A 21,905-nucleotide genomic window follows, 5' to 3' on the forward strand; every position below is an offset into this window, starting at 1 on the left:
CGAGGATATGCAATGTTTAAGCAATCTCCTTTCGCCATCTGGTGCGCCGCACTGACAGTGCCAGTAGCGCTCTTTTCCGGTGTTGCGCACGCCGCGACCTACACTGTCATCAACTTGAGAGACAGTGGTGCCGGCTCGCTGCGGCAGGCAATTGCCGATGCCAATGCCACGCTCGGTGTCGCCGATACGATTGCATTTGATCCGGGTGTGACCGGCACCATTACGCTGACGACTGGTGAAATGCAAATCACTGATAAATTGACAATTAACGGCCCCGGTGCGGCGGTATTGACAATTAGTGGTAATCAGAGTTCGCGTATTTTTTTAGTGAAAACGATGAACACCACTATTGCAGGTTTAACGCTTAAGGACGGTAGTGCGGATAGTGGCGGTGCAATTCGCAATCAAGGCAATTTAACCTTGAATCAACTCAATTTTACGAATAACAAAGCAGAAGGAGGGTGGTGGGGTAATAATGGTGGCGCAGTCTACAACGAGGCTGTGTTAAATATGACTGAGGTTAATTTTGCAGATAATTCGACTGGAGGTTCTGGTGGTGCCTTTTTTAATAGTCGTACTGCCACCATTAACAATAGCACTTTTTCCGGTAATGATGCTGGTGTTGGCGGTGCAATATACAACGACACTGGGGCGCAACTGACTGTCACCAATACGACGTTGACGAATAATCATGGGCGTGATGGTGGGGGTGCTATTACCAATTTTGGTCAACTAGCATTACATGGAGATACTTTTACCACGAATAAAAGTTCATACAACGGCGGTGGCGTTGGCAATGGTGGCGCATTAACGGTGACGAACAGTCTTTTTGTTAAAAACTATGCCGAAGGCGTCGGTGGTGCGATTGACGCTGGCGATTCTGAATCAGTCATGACAGTGCAGAATAGCACTTTTTCAGAAAATAATGCTGGCCGCGACGGTGGTGCCATTTGGCTCTATAGTGATGTGACGATTCTCAATAGTACATTCACTGGTAATTATGCGGCGGGTCAGGGCGGCAGTGTATCTCGGTATTTGGGCACATTAAAAATCGGCAACACGATCAGTATTGGTAATTTTGCACCGACTGCATCAGAAGTCAGTGGCGAATTGACCTCATTAGGTAATAATCTATTCGGCAGCAATGGCAACGCGGGAGTGACCGATCTCACTTATCTCGATCCAGCGACCGATATAACCCTCGCCGGTGATCCCAGCACCGTTCTCGGCCCGTTAATGGACAACGGCGGATTAACGCAAACCCACGCTTTAATGCCCGGCAGTCCTGCCATTGACGCTGGCGAAAATACCATCGTGCCGGCTGAATTAACAACTGACCAACGTGGCGAGGGTTTTGCGCGTATTACCGGTGCGGCCGTGGACATCGGCGCGTTTGAAGAAGGCGCTGGTGGAGTGGTGAAAAATCAATTAAACGTCTCAATTGAACCAGTGGGTAGCGGCACCGTCACCAGTAACTTGGAGGGTATTAACTGCGGCGGCGACTGCGCCGAAAATTATGACGCCAGCAAATCCATTGAACTGACGGCAACACCAGCGGCGGGTGCCACGTTTATTAAATGGAGCGGCGCCTGCACTGGCAATCAACCCACCTGCACTGTCAGCATGGATCAACCGCGCTCCGTAACAGCCGAGTTCAGCACCGCCGCCCCGCAAACTTACGCCCTGTCCGTCAGCGTGAACGGCAACGGCGGCAAAGTCAGCGGCACGGGAATTGCTTGCCCGGGCGATTGTGGCGAAAGCTACGCCAGCGGAACGCCAGTCATGTTGGGCGCAGAAACCACAGGCACGACTACCTTCACTAACTGGAGTGGCGACTGCTCAGGTAATCTAACAACCTGCACGGTGACAATGGATGCAATTAAAAACGTCACCGCTAATTTCCAAGCTGCCGCGCCGACTTATTCATTAACCGTGAATAAGTTTGGTAATGGCACTGTGTCAAGTACTGGTGTTGCTGGTATTAACTGCGGCCCCGATTGCAGCGACAACTACACCAATAATCAACAGGTCGTTTTAACTGCAACACCAATGGCTGGTAAAGCATTCTTAAAATGGTATGGTGCTTGTGCGGGTGTGAGAACTAATACCTGTACCGTCACCATGAATGCAAATCAGACTGCGACAGCTTTCTTTACACGATAGTTCTTATTAACAGTTAACCGTTTGGATTAACTGTTATTTGCAGACCGGGTTAATACCGGTCTGTTGCGTTTACAAGCATTAAAAACAAACCACCGCCACGAGCCGAATTATCACAACGATCAATTATTAACAATTGCTCGGCTGCAACACCTAACCCATTATTTTAACAGTGTTCGCCCGCCGCGTAATTTGACAAGCAATTTAAGTTGCATTGCGTTTTGTCAATGAAGCGCAAATAAAAATTCAAGCAAGTTTTCAATCCTAAGCTATACTTTAACTACGGTTTTAATACCGTTGCTCGGTGGTGTGTGGCTGTGTCGCGCAGACAACGCACCTGTGGTTTATTTTTATCGAGGAAAGTACCAATGCGATCTGCTTATTTATTGCAACCGCCCGTCATTCGCCAAATGGCGCGGCAGCCAGTTGTTGCGTTTTTATTGATGGTGATGATTGGGTTATTTGCCAGTGGCGTTACGCTGCGGGCGTTTGCGGCGCTGAATGATACTGGTATTACAACCTGTTCGGATGCTGTACAAAATGGTTTGCCGTGTCCGGTAACGGGTTTTCCACGTCAAGACGCTGAATACGGACGCGATGCGCAGGCACGCGCTGGTACTTTAATAAAAACGGGTGGCGGTGACGCGGGTTTTGATTTCACGGCATTAGATGCGAATGGTCAGACGACGATGCCCAGCAGTGGCGCTAATCCGCATTCGTGTGTGCGCGATAATGTGACTGATTTAATGTGGGAAGTGAAAACAGATGATGGTGGGTTGCGGGATAAAGATCATACCTATAGCTGGTATGATTCTCATGTGACGGATAGTAATTCGGGGACGGTCAGCGGAGGCACTTGTAAAACAACTGGGCGGTGCGATACCGAAAAATACGTTGCTGATATCAATGCGGCCGGGCTATGTGGTTTTCATGATTGGCGGATGCCAACCGTAAAAGAATTAATGAGTATTGCGCATCATGGTCGCACTAATTCATCAATTGATCTTGGTTATTTTCCAAATACATCAAGTAATTGGTTCTGGACTGGAGTTCCGCTTGCTAACAGCTCGGAATACGCATGGATTGTAACTTTTCTGCTTGGAGAAGCAAGCGATGGTGGGAATCGAAATGATGGTCGTTATCATATCCGACTCGTGCGCGGAACACAACTTGACTTTTTAAATTCCTTTGCTGCCAATGATGATGGCACTGTGACGCAAGTGAACACAGAGTTAATGTGGGCTAAGTGTAGTGAAGGGCAAATGAGTAGTGATTGTACCGGTGAAGCGACACTAATGACGTGGAGTGAAGCACTAAGCATTGCCAATAACTCGCGACTGGCGGGCTATAGTAATTGGCGATTACCTAACTTTAAAGAACTACAATCTTTAGTGGATTATACTCGTACTGATCCGGCAATTGAGGTTGCTTATTTTCCAAATACGCCAAGTTCATATTTTTGGTCAGGTTCTTCCGTTCCTGATATAAATTTTTATTCACATTTAGCGAGAGTTGTGAAATTCAACGACGGTTATGCTATTGATCATGTGCGAAACTACAGTAATCACGTTCGCCTCGTGCGCGACATTTCAGGCAGCAGCCCGTCCAACTACGCGCTCTCCGTCAGCGTGAACGGCAACGGCGGCAAAGTCAGCGGCACGGGAATTGCTTGCCCGGGCGATTGTGGCGAAAGCTACGCCAGCGGAACGCCAGTCATGTTGGGCGCAGAAACCACTGGCACGACTACCTTCACTAACTGGAGTGGCGACTGCTCAGGTAATCTGCCAAGCTGTACCGTGACAATGGACGCAATTAAAAACGTCACCGCTAATTTCCAAGCCGCCGCCCCGACTTATTCATTAACCGTGAATAATTTTGGTAGTGGCACTGTGTCAAGTACTGGTGTTGCTGGTATTAACTGCGGCCCCGATTGCAGCGACAACTACACCAATAATCAAACGGTCGTTTTAACTGCAACACCAATGGCTGGTAAAGCATTCTTAAAATGGTATGGTGCTTGTGCGGGTGTGAGAACTAATACCTGTACCGTCACCATGAATGCAAATCAGACTGCGACAGCTTTCTTTACACGATAGTTCTTATTAACAGTTAACCGTTTGGATTAACTGTTATTTGCAGACCGGGTTAATACCGGTCTGTTGCGTTTACAAGCATTAAAAACAAACCACCGCCACGAGCCGAATTATCACAACGATCAATTATTAACAATTGCTCGGCTGCAACACCTAGCCCATTATTTTAACAGTGTTCGCCCGCCGCTTAATTCCATTGTAAATCACTCAACAATTGCGTTTTGTCAATCGTTTTTGGTAATAAAAAATTTGGCAGTTTTCCAAATTCCCAGCTAAACTCTATCCGAGTGTTTTTTATACTGTTTATCCCGCCGTGCGCGGGTGTTTCAGATAAACAACACGGGTGTTGTTTAATTTTATTAAGGTAATTACCAATGAAACTGACAGCTTGGTTGCAACTGCCCGTCATTCGCCAAGTGGCGCGGTATCTAATTTTTGTTTTTATATTGATATTTGTAATGGTTTTTTTTACCGCTATTGCGGCGGTGCCGTCTTTTGCAGCTCTCAACGATACCGGCATTACCACTTGCTCGAATGAAACTGAAAATTGGCTGCCCTGCCCCGTGGACGGATTTCCGCGTCAAGATGCAGAATATGGGCGGGATGCGCAGGCACAGACTGGCACTTTAATAAAAATTGGCGGTGGTGAAGCGGGTTTTGATTTCACCAAAATCAGCAATACCGGTGCAGTTTTGTCTGCTGATGCGCAATTGGGTAGTGGGGCGGCTGATTGGGCGTGTACCCGCGATAACGTGACAGGGTTAATGTGGGAAGTAAAAACAGATGATGGTGGCTTACGCGATCAAAATAAAACTTATATTTTTAGTCTTACTGCCGATTATGTGATGGGTATAAATAGCACGAGTTTGTGTGGCTTTAATGATTGGCGTATGCCCACCGTAAAAGAACTGTTAGAAATTACGCATCATGGGCGTAGTAATCCTGCCGTTGATATTAACTACTTTCCAAATACTCAAACGAGTTGGTTTTGGTCTGGTTATCCCGATCTTGACGATTCAAACGCTGCATGGGTCGTAGGTTTTCATTATGGAGTTACTAAGAGTATTTACCGGAGTTTTGAATGCCCTATTCGGCTTGTGCGTGGCGGAGCGTTTTTTAACTCCTTTAGTGATAATGGCAATGGCACGGTTACGCAGACCAATACAGGGTTGATGTGGGCTAAATGTGCCGAAGGTCAGAGAGACACGAATTGCTCGGGAAATGCGATAAAAGTACCCTGGAGTTATTCGTTATCTGTTGCTGAAAACTCTCGTTTGGCCGGTTACGCTGATTGGCGACTGCCAAATATCAAAGAACTGCGAACTCTGGTAGATTATGGTCGTTCCAACCCCGCAATTGACACTCGTTATTTTCCCAATACGCCAAGTTCATGGTTCTGGTCAATCTCCCCCGGTAATAGCTATTCGTACTATGGTACATATGCAAACTTCGCTGATGGAACCACGGGGCAATACAATCGAAGTGACGACGGATACATCCGCCTCGTGCGCGACATTACCTCGTCACTCAACGTCACCGTCACCGGCGCCGGCAGCGTCGCCAGCAACCCAGCGGGCATCACCTGCGGCGGCGACTGTGCCGAAGATTACCTGATTAATCAACAAGTTATCTTAATCGCCACGCCCACCGGCACCGCCACCTTCATTGGCTGGACGGGCGCTTGCACTGGCAACGAACCCACCTGCGCCGTCAGCATGGATCAAGCTCGCGCCGTGACAGCCGAGTTCAGCGAGGCCGCACCGCAAACGTACGCGCTCTCCGTCACCGTCGCTGGCACGGGCACCGTGAGCGGCACGGGAATTAACTGCCCGGGCGATTGTAATGAAACTTATAATAGCGGCACGCAAGTCATATTAACTGCCGCAGCAACTGGCGCTAATCAATTCACCGGTTGGGGCGGCGCCTGCTCGGGTAATCTAACAACCTGCACGGTGACAATGGATGCAATTAAAAGCGTCACCGCTAATTTCCAAACCACCGCGCCGACTTATTTATTAACCGTGAATAAGTTTGGTAATGGCACTGTGGCCAGCAGCACGGTTGATATTAATTGCGGCACCGATTGCACAGAGAATTACACCAGTGGTACGCAAGTCACACTCACCGCCGTTGCGAATAGCGACTCGCGGTTTGTTAATTGGACAGGCGCCTGCTCTGGCATATTAACAACCTGCACGGTCACAATGAATGCGGCCAAAACCGTCACCGCCAATTTTGAATTACAATCCAATAGCACACAGCAAACTTTAACTGTCAATGCTTATGGACCCGGCGCAGTTAATAGCAATCCAAGTGGCATCGCCTGCGGCAGCGTGTGCAGCAAAACATTTAATAGTGGTGCGCAAGTGGTATTAACTGCCATGCCATTAACTGGCGGCGCCGTATTCAGTCGGTGGGATGGATGCCCGAATGAAAACGGATTAACTTGCACCGTCACGATGAATGAAGCGCAAAACGTCACCGCCACGTTCCGCTATCCAACCTCAATGACACAATTGATTGTGTCGGTATTAGGCGAAGGGCAGGTTATTAGCAATCCGAGCGGCGTTAATTGCGATACGGCATTGTGTTTTGGTGGCTTTACGGCCGGCACCGCAATGACATTAACCGCGCAACCTGAAACGGGTTGGCAATTCAAAGAATGGCAACGCGGCGGCGCGTGCGGCGGTGAAACAACGGCGGAATGTCAATTCACCTTAAATCAAACGCAAACGGCGATTGCGGTATTTGAAGAGGCGGCATCAGTTAATCAACATGAATTGCAAGCCATTATTGTTGGTGCTGGAAATATCACTAGCCAACCGAGTGGAAGTGGAATTGATTGCGGTCGCGCTGATAATGATGCCGAATTAACCGGCACCTGCGTGACGAATTACACCGCCGATCAAGTTGTTATTTTCACTGCCACCGCAGAAGAGAATGCACAATTCACCAGTTGGGGCGGCGTTTGTGCCGATCAGGGCGACACGCCGATTTGCACTGTCACCATTGCTGAGTTAATTGCCAGTGGTGAAAATAGTTCATCAATCATCGCATCATTTGGCGCAATTGATCGCAGTAATACCACGCGCTGGCAAGTGGCTGAATTGTATATGGCGACAATGGGTTATGCAATGGACGCGGAGGGTTTGAATTATTGGGTGAATAACATCGAATCCGGTCAACTTGATAGCGAAGGTCAACCCTGGACAATTGATACCGTCGCCCAAGCGTTCTTTAATGTGGACTTGGTACAAGCTAAATATCCCACCACCCTCAGCAATAGCGAGTTCATTGATGAGATTTACCGCAACATCTTTGGCCGCGGTGCTGATGTGGACGGCCGCAATTATTGGTTAACCGAATTAAGCGAACGTGGTACGCCACGCAATGCGATGATTATTACCGTGATTAACGGCGGTTGGGGCAATACGTCAGCCGATGCACAATCGGATATGTTGCGCTTCAAATATCGCACTGAAGTGGCATTAGCCTTTGCGGATTATCAAAGTGAACACGGCATTGTATATGGCGCATTAGATGCCATGAATCAGCAATACCTCATTGCCGCCGGCAGTAATGTTTTAGCGAATGTCACGCAGGATGAAACGACCCGCGATGCGGCGATTGCGAATATCCCTAATTTATTAGCGCCGCTGCATGATTGATTAATTAACAACGCCATTGCGCATCATGGACGATGCGCACTGCCGATATTCAGCGTATATTCAACCGGCCTCGTGCCGGTTTTTTTATTAGAACTGTTTTAATTAAAAACGAGCGCATTACTATACTGAGCAAGTACCAATTTTTATTTGGTTTGATAATAAACTTATTTCGACATATTCTGGAGTACTTTAAACAAAATCATCTTGATTGATATTGTTTTATTTATGTTTTATCTACAAAAGTCTGAGAGTTTTAATGACTATCGGTTTATTCTGACATTTGCCGATGGGCAGGTGATTGAAAGTGATTTACGCGACTTGATTGGTGAGTATGTTAACGAACATGAATTAACTACCGCGCAGGTTGACATGGCGTGGAGTTGTTTAACATTTTTAAATGGTCAAGTGGATATTGCACCGGAAACATTGGCGCGTTATGTTGGGTTGTCACAGGCAAAATATACAACATGAATAATCTAATCAATTACGCATAGCGGGCATCATAAAATGAATTGCAGCAGTGTTCAATTTTCGCGTCATGCCTTTGAGCGTGGTTTATCACTGGCGAAGTGATTAAAACGTACCCTGATGACACGCCTTTTCCAACAACATTGTTATTGGCATGGATTGGTCAAACACTACTGCATTTGGTGATTGCACAAGCCCCAATCACAATGCAGTGTATTGTGGTGACTGTGTATATTCCTAATCCTAATTTGTGGCAGGATGATTTCAAAACTAGGAGGCTTTAATGAACTGTACGCTTTGCAAACACGGCGAAACGCGCCCTGGTGTGGTGACGGTTTCTTTGAATCGTGATGACACGCTCGTTGTTATTAAAGGTGTACCGGCTGACGTGTGTGATAATTGCGGGGAATACTATTTGAATAGCGCAATTGCAATGCAATTGTATGAACAGGCGGCGGCGGCAGTCGCACGTCATGCTGAAGTTGAGATTTTGCGGTTTGCCGCGTGATTTTAGAGGATTGATTCATGCGCATTGAATATGACCCGCAATACAACATTGCTTATTTACGTTTTCTGGATCATCCAGCGGCGGATTTGCAAACGGTGCATCTCAGCGAAGAATTAAACATTGATTTAATGCCCGACGGGCGGCTGTATGGCATTGAATTATTGAACGCGAATGAACAACTGTTCCAGCAAGATGCTGGACAATTGCTGGTGAATAATCGCCAAACCGGTCATAAGCAATCAGTTGATAGTTGGATATTCAGTGATGCAAATTGAATCCATTGCCATCGAAAATTTCCGCGTATTCAAAAACACCAAATTGGATCATCTCCCACGTTTGATTACTTTAGTTGGGGCAAACGGCACCGGTAAATCAACACTTTTTGATGTGTTTTCTTTTTTAAAAGATGCGTTGACACAGAATGTCAGCCGGGCAGTATTAAAACGCGGTGGTTTTAATGAATTAGTCAGTCGTGGTACGACAGGGCCAATTAAAATTACGCTCAAATTTCGTGAATCTGGCGGGCGGTTAGCCACCTATGAACTGACTATTAATAAGAATTCAAAGGGAATGCCGATCGTGGCGCGGGAAATATTGAAATATCGTCGGGGTCAACGTGGTAAGCCGTGGCACTTTGTTGATTTTTCCAATGGCACAGGTTACGCGATCATTAATGAAAACAGGTATGGCGATGTTGACGCTAAAGCAGAACGTCAACAATATGTATTAGATGCCCCCGATATTTTAGCGATTAAAGGTTTGGGACAATTCAAAGAGTTTCAAACGGTGGCCGAGTTTCGCAGCTTGATTGAAAACTGGCATATTTCTGATTTTCATATTAACGATGCACGGCAAAGCAATGATGTTGGTTATGCTGAACATTTATCAACTCAGGGCGATAATGTTGCGCAAGTGGCATACTATCTGTTTTTTTCTCATCAAGAAGTGTTTAATAAAATTATTGAAACGATGGCCCGGCGGGTCCCCGGCGTAACGAAAATAGAAGCAAAACCAACAGAAGATGGCCGATTAATTTTACGGTTTCAGGATGGCGCATTTCAAGACCCATTTATTGCGCGTTTTGTTTCAGATGGCACAATTAAAATGTTTGCTTATTTGGTGTTGCTGAATGATCCAAAACCGTTTCCTTTATTAGCAATTGAAGAACCAGAAAATCAACTGTTTCCAGAGTTACTGCCAGAATTGGCGGAAGAATTCCGTGAGTATGCACGGCGCGGTGGTCAGGTATTCATTTCAACCCATTCGCCTGATTTTTTGAACGTTGTTAAATTAAACGAGATTTATTTTCTCAAAAAAGTGGCCGGCTTTACGCAAGTGATCCGCGCATCCGATTCAGCACTGTTTAATGATCTTATTCAAGCAGGTGATGTGCCGGGTGCGTTATGGATGCAGGGCTTGTTTGGGGAATTGAAATAAATGCACGGGCGGTTGATCTTTCTCTTGGAAGAGCCATCTATGAAGGAATTATTAGATCAATTATTACCGCGCCTGTTTCCGGGTTGGGTTGCGGGTGAACAATTTTTTTGTATAAAACACAATGGCAAAGCGGATTTAGAAAAAAGCATTCCGCGAAAACTCAAAGCATGGCGCGAACCAAATGTGCGTTTTGTGGTGGTGCGTGATAATGATGGTGGCGATTGTGTGCAATTAAAAGCGCGACTTGTCACGTTATGTTTTAATTGCGGCCGGTCTGATGTGTTAATCAGACTCGTTTGTCAAGAATTAGAATCTTGGTATCTGGGCGATTTAACTGCGCTGGCAACTGCGTATGATAATCGGTCGTTATTAAGAACGGCGGTAGTTAAAAAATACGCGCAGCCCGATAAATTATTAAAGCCATCTAAAGCATTAACGCAACTGGTGCCGGAATTTCAAAAGATCGCGGGCGCACGTTTATTGTCTCAACATCTCAGTATCACTCATAACTGTTCCAAAAGTTTTTTAGTCTTTATTGCCGGAATTCAGCGCATCGCTCAGGAAATGGATTATCAATCAGCGGTTTTATTAAATAATGCCACAGAGTTTTAAGAGTGTACGTTTTGCTAAATCAGTGTGGTTGACAGATCACGCCATAGAAGCGATGTACAAGCGTCATGTAACTGTCGCTGAAATAATAACATTAATCGAAAATGGTGATTATTTTGAAAAAGATAAACAACATGGTTGGATATTTTACTATTTCCCTGCACGATCAGATAATAACGTGTGTGCTGCAATCGTGATTGGGCAAGCAATTGTTATTAAAACCATTATGGTCAACTGGACTAAACGGAGTAATCTAGTATGAAAATTACCTATCACGAAGCCGATGATATTTTATTGATTGAGTTTTCAACGTTACCGATTGTGCGTGATGAATCTGTCAATTGGAATATCAACGTTGGCTATACGGTTGAAGGTCTTGGTGAATTGACTATTTTGGAGGCGCGGCAATGTGGGTTTTATCCATTTGAGATTGAGCGCGTACAGGCGGCGGCTTGAGTAGCGCGTAATGAAACTCACCCACGCTCAACAATTAAGTGCTTATCGGTTTATTCTGACATTTGCCGATAGGCAGGTGATTGAAAGTGATTTACGCGACTTGATTGGTGAGTATGTTAATGAACATGAATTAACTACCGCGCAGGTTGACATGGCGTGGAGTTGTTTAACATTTTTAAATGGTCAAGTGGATATTGCACCGGAAACATTGGCGCGTTATGTTGGGTTAGCGCAAATACAGGATGCGGCATGAATCGTTAACCATACGCAGTTAAACGCGCCCGCTAATCTGGCATTTATTTTCGTATTTGAAACCCACAACTACTAATCATTCACGATGTGCTGTTCTATGAATTTCTTTTTAACTGACCATGCTAAAAAACGATGTCTTAGACGCAAATTAAAATTGAATGGATTCAACACGCCTTATTGCAGCATGTTCGGATTGAAAGCGATGCTGAAGATGCCAGCCTCGTGCATGTGTTGTATCCAGTGCCGGAGCGTCACGGTCGTATATTGCGGGTGATTTATAATGAGACACTGACACCAGTTGCCATTGTCACTGCTTATTTTGATGATGAGGTACAGGCGTAATGAAACTTGAATTTGATCCAATTGCTGATGCTGCTTATTTTGAGATTTTTGCCGGTGAAGTGGCGACCACGACAGAAATTGAAGCGGGTATTTTGGCGGATTATGATGTTAATGGACGTTTAATTGGGATTGAGGTGCTGTCTGTGAGTCAGCGTAATGCGTTACCGGTATTAGATGAGGTGGCTTGACGATACGCCGTCAAACATTTTGATCGTTCCCACGCTGGAGCGTGGGAACGATCAACAAATGAAACAGTGGAGTTATTAAACATGACACTCGCCGAAACCATTTATGAACATAGCCGCCGCTTACCAGAAACGGCCGCCTATGAGGTGTTGGCATTTATTCAGACATTAGAACAACGCTATTCACCGCCGCCGAGTTCTGATTACACCGATGCCTTTTTACAGGCGATTGCGGGCGGTTTGAGTGATGATTTCCCAGATGACATTACGGATGCTGATTTGGGAATTGATGCGGCACGGGATACGTTTGATTAATGATTTATCTACTTGATACAAATACCGTCATTGCTTTATTAAAAAATCATGCTGCTGTTACCGCACAGATACAACGTGTCGGCACAGCGCAATTGAGAATCTGCGCACCAGTGGAGGCGGAGTTATGGTTTGGTGTAAATAAAAGCATTCAGCAGGAAAAGAATCGCCAACGTCTGCTGACGCTATTAACGTGGCTGCCGAGTTTGCCATTCACCAGTGACGCCGCATTGCATTATGGCGAAATTCGGGCCGTTCTGACGCGGCAAGGTACGCCGATTGGTCCGTATGATTTGCAAATTGCCGCAATTGCACGGGCAAATCAATTAGTCGTGGTCACACATAATACGAGTGAGTTTTGTCGTGTCCCCGGTTTATTGGTAGAAGATTGGCTCAATTAAAATCGCCTGTGCATTTTTATTTAGGTTATTAAACTCATGCCCCGCAAATCCAAATCCCCCGCCCAACCCATCGCCATTGACAGTATTAAACACGCGACCGACACGCGAATAAACATCCCGACGGAGGAATTGCGGCATTTTGATACGCTTGAAGATAAAAAAATGCGCTACCCGCGTGATCCTGATCTTGATCCGCAATTGGTGTGGCGCGGTAAAGATGCGCAATTGGATGAATTAGAAGTGCCGGTGGTGCCGATTTACATTCAAGAAAAAATCCACCCGCAGGCGTTAATTGATGATATTCGGGCGACGGCGCAGGGCAGTCAACCCGTCACCGATGATTTATTTGCGGATTTTAATTCGATGCAATTCCCGCAGTTGATTGAGTTTTATCAACACCAGCAGCAGTGGCAGAATCGAATGATTTTGGGTGATAGTTTGCAGGTAATGACTTCTTTAGCTGAAAAGGAGCGGCTCAAGGGCAAGGTGCAAATGATTTATCTTGATCCGCCCTACGGAATTAAGTTTGGCTCGAATTGGCAGGTGAGTACCCGCAAGCGCGATGTGAAAGATGGCAAGGTGGAGGATTTAACGCGGCAGCCGGAGCAAATAAAAGCGTTTCGGGATACTTGGGAGTTAGGCATTCATTCTTATTTGGCGTATTTGCGGGATCGGTTAATGGTGGCGCGGGAGTTATTAACCGAGTCGGGCAGTGTGTTTGTGCAGATCGGGGATGAGAATGTGCATTTGGTACGGTGTTTATTGGATGAGGTATTTGGGAATAAAAATTTTGTAGCCCAAATTACATTCCGAAAAAAAACTATGCCACTTGGTGCAAAGTATTTAGAAGAACTTTGCGATTATATCCTTTTTTACGCAAAAGATAAAGATACCTTAAAATATCGGCCTCTCTATGAATCCATGAATTTAGAAGGCGATAATCATTGGAATATCTGTGAAGTTAATGGATTAAGAACTAAATTAACTTTGGATCAAATTAATAACCATAAGTTGTTACCAGAAAAAGTTGATCTACTACAGCTAGTTTCAATGAGTCCAATCGGTTTCGATAAAAATCGCGTTTTTTCTATAGAAATTGATAAGCAAAAATATTTTCCCCCGAACGGAAAAAGCTGGAAAACCGATTTGTCAGGCGCTATTAGGCTCAAATTTGCTGATAGATTAGTCCCTTATAGCGGTGGTGATACTTTGCGTTATGTCTTAAAACTGAGTGATTACCCTATTACCCCTGTTAATACATTATGGGCATCTACATCAGCTCCAGTTAATATGCACTATGTTGTTGAAACAAATAATAAAGTCATCCAACGCTGCCTCCTAATGACCACCGACCCCGGCGATTTGGTATTAGACCCGACAATGGGCAGCGGCACCACCGCGTATGTCGCCGAGCAATGGGGACGGCGCTGGATCGCCATTGACACCTCCCGCGTCGCCTTAGCCCTCGCCCGCACTCGGTTAATGGCCGCCCGCTATCCGTTTTATTTATTAGCCGATTCAGCGGATGGCATTAAAAAGCGCACCGCATTAACCGGCGAATCCATTACCCGCGCTCCGACCAATGACATCAAACACGGCTTTGTTTATAAAACCGTGCCACATGTCACGCTCAAATCTATTGCCAATAACGCCGAGATTGACGTGATTCACGCCAAATGGCAGGAAACATTAGAACTGCTGCGCGATCAATTAAACGCGGCATTAAATCAGGCGTGGGAAGAATGGGAAATCCCGCGTGAGGCGGGCAATTGGGATCAATCAATCATTGCAATACACCAGCAATGGTGGGCAGCGCGGCGCGGCCGTCAACAGGAGATTGATGATTCCATTGCGCGCAATGCCGATACCGAAATTCTGTATGACCAACCGTATGAAGATAATAAACGAGTGCGGGTGAGCGGCCCATTCACCGTTGAATCCTTATCGCCGCATCGTATTTGGCCGACGCATTTAGATGAAAAGGATAGTGTGCAAGCGCCATTAACCACGCCGGATGAAACCGATTTCACCACGATGATTTTGGATAATTTAAGAAAGGCGGGCGTGCAGAATACGATTAAACATGAGCGGTTAATGTTTGATCGGCTCGACGTATTCGCCGGAACATGGATTCATGCCGACGGTGAATACACCGAACAGGACGGCACGGTGCAACGAGTGGCAATTCATATTGGCCCCGAGCATGGCACCGTGAGTAGTTTAGCGGTCAAAGAAGCGGCGAAAGAAGCCGTCCGCGGCCTCGGTTTTCATTTATTATTAATCTGCGGATTTGCATTCGATCCGTCAGTCAACGAAGAGGCCAAACAATTCGGCCAACTCACCATTTTACCGGTCAAAATGAATCCTGATTTAACAATGGGCGATGAATTATTAAAGAAAACCGGCAGCGGCAATTTATTCATGGTGTTTGGTGAACCCGACATTGGGCCGGTTGATTCAACGACGGGCAAGTTAATTGCGCAAGCGGACGGGATGTATCAAATCGAAGTGCGCGGCGTGGACATTTATAATCCAACCACCGGATTGATTACCAGTCACGGCACGAATGAAATCGCCTGCTGGTTAATTGACACGGATTATGATAGCGAGAGCTTTTTTGTCCGCCACGCTTATTTCAGCGGCGGCGATCAACCGTATGACAAACTCAAAAAAGCATTAAAAGCAGAAGTGAATGAAGCGGCGTGGGATGCACTCTATCGCACCACCAGCCGACCATTTCCTAAACCAAATAGCGGCAAAGTGGCGGTCAAGGTGATTAATCATTATGGCGATGAAGTCATCAAAGTCTTTCGCGTGTAATACACTTAATTATTGCGCTATTCATCCCGGCGAATGGCACGCGGCGCCAGCGGTTCTAACATGAGCGAATCAATATCCGGCAGCGGCTGCGCCAGCGGTGGCGGCGCGCAATCTTCGAGCGTCCACGCCTCACCCGCCACCAAACTCAAGTGACTGGTATTCGGATTGCGCGGCGCCGCACCATCGGTCAACTCCTCCAGCGTACTGCCGACTGGGGCAAGCGTGAAACTGGCGGGCGGTGGTGCAGATGAAACAAGCGGGGCGGGCATGACTGGCGACGGTGGCACGGGTACGGCTGCAACTGGCGCCGGCGGGCTGACCACCGCCGGCATCGCCACCAGTTCCAACACCGCGCCGGCGTGGGCAAACAATTCACAGTACCGCTGCGCCGCCGGCAACTCCAACCCGCGCTTGACGGCAACCCGTTGACCGCTAAACAGCCGGTCAAGTAACGCATCCGTCAGCTTAAACTGCGTTTGCAACGCCATGCGCACCGTCGCAGCATCGGCACCTGCGACCAATTGACCAGCAAACACAACATCATAACGCGACTCGGGCATGATGGCAGTCCGTGTAACCAGTGAATGCAACCGCTTGATTAGTCAAATATTATTCCGCCGCCGGCAGTGGTTTGGACAAACTAAACGCCCCGCGCAACTGCCCAATCGTGTACCCGCGTGCCTGATCGTTCGGATACGCCTTATCCAACGCCGCCGTCACCTCGGGGGTTAATTGGTCGCCGTGACAGGTCAAGCAGGCTTTCGCCACCGGAATCGCCTGCATGTAGCGAAACACCCGCCCGTTTGGCGTGGTGACTTCTTCAGTCACCAGAATCGGTTGCGGCGCACCGCTACTGAGTTTGTCAGCCAGCGTCGCCAAACCCTGCCGTTCCCACGCATCCGGCACGTTATTGTCAGGATTGCGCGGCTTCAGCGTCACCCGCCGAATTTGCCAGCCGCTCGATTCGGACACCTCGGTGGCAATTTGCGGGGCGCGTTTTTGGCAAAACTCAATTGCCGCCGCGGGGCCGCCTTTGGACAGCGCGGTTTTCAATTCGCCTTGCAGATTGGTTTTGAAATCATGGATCACCGCCTGCGCCTGCGCGGTTGGATCAGTTGACGGCGGCGCCGCCGGATCAGCGGCAAGGGCGGTGGTTACGAAAAAAGCGGTGGCGAGTGGGAGTAAAGTGCGGTGCATGGGAATTGTTCCTAAAACCGGTGGTGATGAGTTGATATTTAGCATGGTGCTATTCTAACCGACTAAGACTGAAAAAACGTTGATAATTGGAATTGACAACCGAATGAACGCACAACTGCTTGACGGCAAAGCGATTGCCGCATCCATCCGCGCTGAATTAAAACAGCAGGTCGCGCAACAATTGGCGAGCGGGGCGGCGCCGCCGGGGCTGGCGGTGGTGTTGGTTGGCGATCACCCCGCCTCGCAGGTGTACGTCCGCAATAAACGCACCGCCTGCGCCGAGGTGGGGTTTTATTCGCAATTGCACGAATTACCCCCGACGGTCACGCCCGACCAATTGCTGGCGCTGATTGACCAACTCAACGCCGACCCGCGCATTCACGGCATTTTGGTGCAACTGCCGCTGCCCGACGCGATTGACACCGAGGCGGTGCTGGAACGCATTGATCCGGCAAAGGATGTGGACGGTTTTCACCCGTACAATATCGGGCGGCTGGCGCTGCGCTTGCCGGCGCTACGCCCGTGTACCCCCAAAGGCGTGATGACGTTACTCGAACGCACCGGGCAGACATTAGCCGGGTGCGACGCGGTGATCGTCGGGCAATCCAACATCGTCGGCCGCCCGATGGCATTGGAATTGCTTGCCGCCCGCTGCACCATCACCGTCTGCCACAGCCGCACCCGTGATCTGGCCGCCAAGGTCGCCGCAGCTGACGTGCTGGTGGTGGCAATTGGCCGGGCGGAATTCATCCCCGGCGCGTGGATCAAACCCGGCGCAATCGTGATTGATGTCGGCATGAACCGCACCGTTGACGGCAAATTGACCGGCGATGTGGACTTTAGCGCGGCGGTTGAGCGGGCGAGTTGGATCACTCCCGTCCCGGGCGGCGTCGGCCCCATGACCATTGCCAGTTTGTTGGAAAATACGTTGCAGGCGGCGGGGATGCGAGCGGGCAAGTAACCGCCTCGCTGGGGGAGGTTGATAAACACTAGTTTAATCAACGGGTTGCCAGTTTGAGTTGCAAATCTCACGTTATCGTGAGATAAAAAGCGCGCCCTTCAACTGTGCAACCCGGGAAATCAGAATGAATATCAGCGACGTTTTAATTCACATCAATCAACATTTGAATGAACAACAGCGGCAGTGTTTAGAAGACGCCATGCGGGAAATTGATGGCGTGATTGCACCGCGCTTTAATGCCGGCACCGATCATTTATTATTGATTGCATTTAACCCAGCGGCCACGGCGGCGGGCGTATTACTCAATCAAGTGCGCGCTTGCGGTTATGATGCCCAATTGATTGGTGCATAATTCAATTAAACGCGATTGTTCTCACGCGCTCGTGTGGGAACGATCATTCAATAAAATGAACACGTTAAAAAAAATTGGTGAGGTCGCTGAATTGCTTAACACGACGCCGCGCACCTTGCGATTTTATGAAGAAGAAGGCTTGGTGAATGCCCGCCGTACACCGAAAGGTACTCGGCTTTACAATGCCGAAGATATTGCCCGCTTTCGTGCAATTCTTCAATTGGCGCAGGCGGGCATTCCATTGGCGTTTATTAAAACATTGGCAATTACCCGCGAGCAGGCGTCCACCGGCGCCCAAGCCAGTCGTGAGGTTTCATGCGTATTAACAACGCTGCAAGCCACGTTGCGGGGGCAGATTGACATGATGAGGCAATTAGACGGTGAATTAACCCAAGTCATGCGCACCATTCAAAGCTGTTCACAATGCACACACCCGCCCACCCGTCAGGGCTGTCCGCAGTGTCCAATTAATCAGGCATTAAACACATCCGACATCTTGAATTTAATTTGGGAACAGGCGGTTGATTAGGGGGTTGCATCATAGTTGCGTAACAGCAGACAACAACTGCGTAATTCCTGATTGTATTAAATGATCTTGAATTGACTATTACGGCGGCGCTTTAATCTGTTGACCAACTGCGACTGATTGCCGCATAAAACGCCGCATCCTGCACGGTCGCGCCGCGCTGCCCGACGATGGCGGCGGCAAACTGCTGCGCACGATTTAACGTGACGGGCAGGGGCCAATGGCGCATCAGACCCAATATGAACACGGCGGCGAAGGCATCGCCCGCACCAACGGTGTCAACCACTGGCACTGACGCGGGTGGACTGACAGAGAGCGGGGGGGCGGTGGCGGAAATGGCACAGGCGCCCGCCGCGCCTTGCGTGACAATCACACACGCCGCACCGTGTTGGTCGAGCAGCGCCTGTGCGCGTTCAACCAGCGTCGTGCCAGCCGGTGCCAGTTGCGCCAACTCGGCAACGTTGAGTTTGATCCAACGAGCGCCCGTCAGCAGTGCTTGCACCTGCGCCGGTTGCCACCAGGGAGCGCGCAAATTGACATCAACAAACCGCGCCGGCTGGTGTTCGGCACACAAATGCTGCCACGCGGCAGCTGATACGGCACTGCGCAACGCCAAAGTGCCGTGATACAACAGTGAATGTGCAGGTGCGGCGGGCAGGTCGGCAGCATCAATAAAATCGTAGGCGCACTCGGCTACGATGTCGTAACTGGGTTCGCCGTTGTCGAGCGTGACCGCCACGCGCCCGCTCGGGTGCTGCCGATCCTGTTGCACCGCGCTCGTCGTCATCTGATGTGCCTGCATCGTGGCGATAATGTCCCGCCCGAAATCGTCCGCGCCAACGCGGCTAATGAATAGCGGCGCTTGCCCAAATGCGTGTAAATGCCAAGCGACATTAAACGGCGCGCCGCCAAGCAGACAGGTCGGTGGCGCACCTGAATTAGTGGCGAAACAATCAAATAAAACTTCACCAAAAATGCGCGGCGTGGGATCAAAGGTTGAGTGATTGGTCATATCATGTGATCGTCCGTTGTTGAGTAAAGAAACAGTTTAACGCATCCTACGTTTATTAAATGAACACAATCAATCCCATGACCATTCTTGACCGTTATCTTGCTCGTGCTGTGCTACTCGGGACGGTCATCACGCTGGCGATCTTTATTCCCCTATTAAGCATCATTATTTTTGCCGATCAAATAGATCAGATCGGCACCCAAAACTATGGAATATGGCAAGTAACGCAATTCGTGTTATTTAGTTTGCCGCGCTATGGTTATCAAATTTTTCCATTGGCAACGTTAATTGGCGCATTAGCGGGATTGGGCAATTTAGCCAGCCGTTCAGAATTAGTCGCCATGCGCGCTGCGGGCGTGTCACTTGGTGGCATGATTCGCGGCGCATTGGGCGGCGGCGTAATACTGGCAATTGCGGTAGTCATATTAGGTGAAGGCATCACGCCAATTGCCGAACGCCACGCGCTGGCATTGCGTTCATTCGCCGCCACTGGTCAAGCGGTGCAATTAACCGCATCCGGTTTATGGGTACGCGATGGCAATGCGTTTATTGCCGTCGGTGAAGTTTTACCCAATGCCCACTTGCGCGATATTTTAATTTACGAATTAGACGGAACACGCTTGCGTTATGCCACCCACGCCGAGTCCGCGTCTTATGAAACCGATCATTGGATATTAAACAATGTCGCCCGCAGTTTAATTGAACCCAATCAAGTCCGGATTGAACACCACGCCAGCCAAACGTGGCAATCATTACTCAATCCTGAATTACTCAAATTGATTATTGTCGAACCACACGCCCTATCAGTGTGGGGCATCATACGCTACATTCAATTCCTCCAGTCCAGTCAACAAGACGCCAGTCTTTATCGCGTTGCGTTATGGACTAAATTGGTACAACCATTATTAGTGTTGACCATGATTTTTGTATCCATTCCGGTATTGGTCGGCTCCGCCCGCAGCACCAGTTTAGGCGCCCGCATTTTTACGGGCATTCCCATTGGCATCGCATTTTATTTAATTAGCCGCACCTGTACTTATTTGGCGTTATTATTTGGATTAAACCCGGCCATTGCCGCTTTGCTGCCGCCGTTATTATTAATTGCCGCCGCGCTGTGGGTCTTAGCACATGTCAATCTCCGTTAATTCACCCCCGCCCGCTATTCAACGATCATTATCAGTTGCGCCAATGCTGGCCTGGACAGATCGGCATTTTCGCTATTTGATGCGTTTAATCACCCGCCACACCTTGCTATACACTGAAATGGTCACGACCGGCGCGCTATTGCATAGTGACGTGCGGCGGTTATTAGCATTTGATCCAGCTGAACATCCGATTGCATTACAATTAGGCGGCGCCGATCCTAATACACTCGCCACCTGTGCGCGGCTGGGTGTTGAATGGGGCTATGATGAAATCAATTTAAATGTCGGCTGCCCCTCTCATCGCGTTCAGAATGGCCGCTTTGGCGCCTGTTTAATGGCCGAACCGGCATTAGTGGCTGACTGCATTGCGGCAATGAAAGCGGTGGTCACTGTCCCCGTCACCATTAAAACCCGTATTGGTTTGCACGCGCAAGATGACTATGAACATTTAGCGGCATTCACGGCGCATCAGGTCGCGGCCGGGTGCGATGTTTTAATCGTTCACGCTCGCAGCGCGCATTTAACTGGCTTAACCCCGCGTGCCAATCGCCAACGTCCGCCATTGCGTTATGAATTGGTCACGCAATTAAAAACTGATTTCCCGCACTTGCCGATCATTATTAACGGCGGCATCACGTCATTAGATGAGGCGGCGCGGTGGTTAATGGCGGTGGATGGTGTGATGATTGGACGGGCGGCGTATCGCAATCCCTGGATATTTGCTACTGCTGATGCGCAGTTCTTTAATGATCCGCATCCGATCACTACGCAAATTGATTTAATTAACGCACTTCTGCCGTATGCGGAACGCTGTTTAGCCGATGGGCTGCCATTTAATCGGATTGCGCGCCATTTGCACGGGTTATTTCAAGGGCAACCCGGGGCGCGGGCGTGGCGGCGGTATTTGAGTATTCATGCGCATCAATCCAATGCTGGGATTGAGGTATTGCAGCAGGCAATGCAGTTTATCAATACGCCAGAGTGGACGACCAGTGATTAAA

25 protein-coding genes are annotated in these 21,905 nt (G+C 48.5%); 22 read left to right on the forward strand and 3 right to left on the reverse strand.

Annotated elements, in window-relative coordinates:
• The first annotated feature begins 12 nt into the window (after positions 1-12).
• From HUK38_RS01005 to HUK38_RS01080, 17 genes are all read left to right on the forward strand, one after another.
• Complete coding sequence (locus HUK38_RS01005) at positions 13-2,163, forward strand: InlB B-repeat-containing protein (RefSeq protein ID WP_182581915.1); 2,151 nt, start codon at positions 13-15, stop codon at positions 2,161-2,163.
• Between the two features lie 365 nt (positions 2,164-2,528).
• Entirely contained in the window at positions 2,529-4,256 is a 1,728-nt protein-coding gene (locus HUK38_RS01010) for a DUF1566 domain-containing protein (protein ID WP_182581916.1), read from the forward strand.
• Positions 4,257-4,627: 371 nt separating this feature from the next.
• The gene (locus HUK38_RS01015) at positions 4,628-7,921 is read left to right on the forward strand and encodes an Lcl domain-containing protein (RefSeq protein WP_182581917.1); all 3,294 of its coding nucleotides are present in this window, start codon (positions 4,628-4,630) and stop codon (positions 7,919-7,921) included.
• A gap of 225 nt (positions 7,922-8,146) precedes the next feature.
• Positions 8,147-8,392, forward strand: coding sequence for a DUF2442 domain-containing protein (locus HUK38_RS01020; protein ID WP_238787347.1), 246 nt, complete (start codon positions 8,147-8,149; stop codon positions 8,390-8,392).
• Between the two features lie 98 nt (positions 8,393-8,490).
• A complete protein-coding gene (locus HUK38_RS15570; protein WP_420825159.1) occupies positions 8,491-8,673 on the forward strand; it encodes a hypothetical protein in 183 nt (60 codons plus the stop codon).
• Positions 8,673-8,897: a type II toxin-antitoxin system MqsA family antitoxin gene (locus HUK38_RS01025; RefSeq protein WP_182581919.1), complete on the forward strand. Its 225-nt coding sequence runs from the start codon at positions 8,673-8,675 to the stop codon at positions 8,895-8,897. Before HUK38_RS15570 ends, HUK38_RS01025 begins: the two co-directional genes overlap by 1 nt.
• Positions 8,898-8,914: 17 nt before the next feature.
• Positions 8,915-9,172: a DUF2283 domain-containing protein gene (locus HUK38_RS01030; protein ID WP_182581920.1), complete on the forward strand. Its 258-nt coding sequence runs from the start codon at positions 8,915-8,917 to the stop codon at positions 9,170-9,172.
• On the forward strand, positions 9,162-10,334 hold the full coding sequence (locus HUK38_RS01035) for an AAA family ATPase (RefSeq protein WP_182581921.1): 1,173 nt from the start codon (positions 9,162-9,164) through the stop codon (positions 10,332-10,334). Before HUK38_RS01030 ends, HUK38_RS01035 begins: the two co-directional genes overlap by 11 nt.
• On the forward strand, positions 10,335-10,946 hold the full coding sequence (locus HUK38_RS01040; RefSeq protein ID WP_182581922.1) for a DUF4276 family protein: 612 nt from the start codon (positions 10,335-10,337) through the stop codon (positions 10,944-10,946).
• On the forward strand, positions 10,930-11,205 hold the full coding sequence (locus HUK38_RS01045) for a DUF4258 domain-containing protein (RefSeq protein WP_182581923.1): 276 nt from the start codon (positions 10,930-10,932) through the stop codon (positions 11,203-11,205). Before HUK38_RS01040 ends, HUK38_RS01045 begins: the two co-directional genes overlap by 17 nt.
• Positions 11,202-11,399, forward strand: coding sequence for a DUF2283 domain-containing protein (locus HUK38_RS01050; RefSeq protein WP_182581924.1), 198 nt, complete (start codon positions 11,202-11,204; stop codon positions 11,397-11,399). The genes HUK38_RS01045 and HUK38_RS01050 overlap by 4 nt, the downstream gene beginning before the upstream one ends.
• Positions 11,400-11,409: 10 nt before the next feature.
• Complete coding sequence (locus tag HUK38_RS01055) at positions 11,410-11,652, forward strand: DUF2442 domain-containing protein (RefSeq protein WP_182581925.1); 243 nt, start codon at positions 11,410-11,412, stop codon at positions 11,650-11,652.
• 176 nt (positions 11,653-11,828) lie between these two features.
• Entirely contained in the window at positions 11,829-11,993 is a 165-nt protein-coding gene (locus HUK38_RS01060; protein WP_182581926.1) for a hypothetical protein, read from the forward strand.
• Positions 11,993-12,181 carry a DUF2283 domain-containing protein gene (locus tag HUK38_RS01065; protein WP_182581927.1) on the forward strand — a complete coding sequence of 63 codons (189 nt, stop codon included), beginning with the start codon at positions 11,993-11,995 and terminating at the stop codon, positions 12,179-12,181. The genes HUK38_RS01060 and HUK38_RS01065 overlap by 1 nt, the downstream gene beginning before the upstream one ends.
• Before the next feature lie 81 nt (positions 12,182-12,262).
• The gene (locus HUK38_RS01070; protein ID WP_182581928.1) at positions 12,263-12,493 is read left to right on the forward strand and encodes a DUF2281 domain-containing protein; all 231 of its coding nucleotides are present in this window, start codon (positions 12,263-12,265) and stop codon (positions 12,491-12,493) included.
• Positions 12,493-12,891 carry a type II toxin-antitoxin system VapC family toxin gene (locus HUK38_RS01075; RefSeq protein ID WP_182581929.1) on the forward strand — a complete coding sequence of 133 codons (399 nt, stop codon included), beginning with the start codon at positions 12,493-12,495 and terminating at the stop codon, positions 12,889-12,891. The genes HUK38_RS01070 and HUK38_RS01075 overlap by 1 nt, the downstream gene beginning before the upstream one ends.
• Positions 12,892-12,927: 36 nt before the next feature.
• On the forward strand, positions 12,928-15,711 hold the full coding sequence (locus tag HUK38_RS01080; RefSeq protein WP_182581930.1) for a site-specific DNA-methyltransferase: 2,784 nt from the start codon (positions 12,928-12,930) through the stop codon (positions 15,709-15,711).
• 17 nt (positions 15,712-15,728) lie between these two features.
• Here HUK38_RS01080 and HUK38_RS01085 read toward each other — a convergent pair whose 3' ends face one another.
• Both HUK38_RS01085 and HUK38_RS01090 read right to left on the reverse strand, forming a co-directional pair.
• On the reverse strand, positions 15,729-16,271 hold the full coding sequence (locus HUK38_RS01085) for a hypothetical protein (RefSeq protein WP_182581931.1): 543 nt from the start codon (positions 16,269-16,271) through the stop codon (positions 15,729-15,731).
• Between the two features lie 49 nt (positions 16,272-16,320).
• On the reverse strand, positions 16,321-16,908 hold the full coding sequence (locus HUK38_RS01090; RefSeq protein WP_182581932.1) for a Tll0287-like domain-containing protein: 588 nt from the start codon (positions 16,906-16,908) through the stop codon (positions 16,321-16,323).
• Positions 16,909-17,011: 103 nt separating this feature from the next.
• On the opposite strand from HUK38_RS01090, the gene folD reads away from it, so the two are divergent.
• The 3 genes from folD (at position 17,012) to HUK38_RS01105 (ending at position 18,750) form a co-directional block, all read left to right on the forward strand.
• Positions 17,012-17,869, forward strand: a complete 858-nt coding sequence (folD, locus tag HUK38_RS01095) for a bifunctional methylenetetrahydrofolate dehydrogenase/methenyltetrahydrofolate cyclohydrolase FolD (RefSeq protein WP_182581933.1) — start codon at positions 17,012-17,014, stop codon at positions 17,867-17,869.
• Positions 17,870-17,993: 124 nt separating this feature from the next.
• Positions 17,994-18,221 carry a hypothetical protein gene (locus tag HUK38_RS01100; RefSeq protein WP_203218649.1) on the forward strand — a complete coding sequence of 76 codons (228 nt, stop codon included), beginning with the start codon at positions 17,994-17,996 and terminating at the stop codon, positions 18,219-18,221.
• A gap of 55 nt (positions 18,222-18,276) precedes the next feature.
• A complete protein-coding gene (locus HUK38_RS01105; RefSeq protein ID WP_182581934.1) occupies positions 18,277-18,750 on the forward strand; it encodes a MerR family transcriptional regulator in 474 nt (157 codons plus the stop codon).
• Positions 18,751-18,841: 91 nt separating this feature from the next.
• Here the strand turns inward: HUK38_RS01105 and HUK38_RS01110 are convergent, their stop codons facing one another.
• On the reverse strand, positions 18,842-19,759 hold the full coding sequence (locus HUK38_RS01110) for a PfkB family carbohydrate kinase (RefSeq protein ID WP_182581935.1): 918 nt from the start codon (positions 19,757-19,759) through the stop codon (positions 18,842-18,844).
• Between the two features lie 59 nt (positions 19,760-19,818).
• Here HUK38_RS01110 and lptG point away from each other — a divergent pair, with 59 nt between their 5' ends.
• Complete coding sequence (lptG, locus tag HUK38_RS01115) at positions 19,819-20,904, forward strand: LPS export ABC transporter permease LptG (protein ID WP_238787348.1); 1,086 nt, start codon at positions 19,819-19,821, stop codon at positions 20,902-20,904.
• Positions 20,888-21,904 carry a tRNA dihydrouridine(20/20a) synthase DusA gene (gene dusA, locus HUK38_RS01120; protein ID WP_182581936.1) on the forward strand — a complete coding sequence of 339 codons (1,017 nt, stop codon included), beginning with the start codon at positions 20,888-20,890 and terminating at the stop codon, positions 21,902-21,904. The genes lptG and dusA overlap by 17 nt, the downstream gene beginning before the upstream one ends.
• The last annotated feature ends 1 nt before the right edge of the window (position 21,905 follow it).

The sequence above is a fragment of the Thiospirillum jenense genome, from assembly GCF_014145225.1.
In the GTDB taxonomy this organism is placed as follows: domain Bacteria; phylum Pseudomonadota; class Gammaproteobacteria; order Chromatiales; family Chromatiaceae; genus Thiospirillum; species Thiospirillum jenense.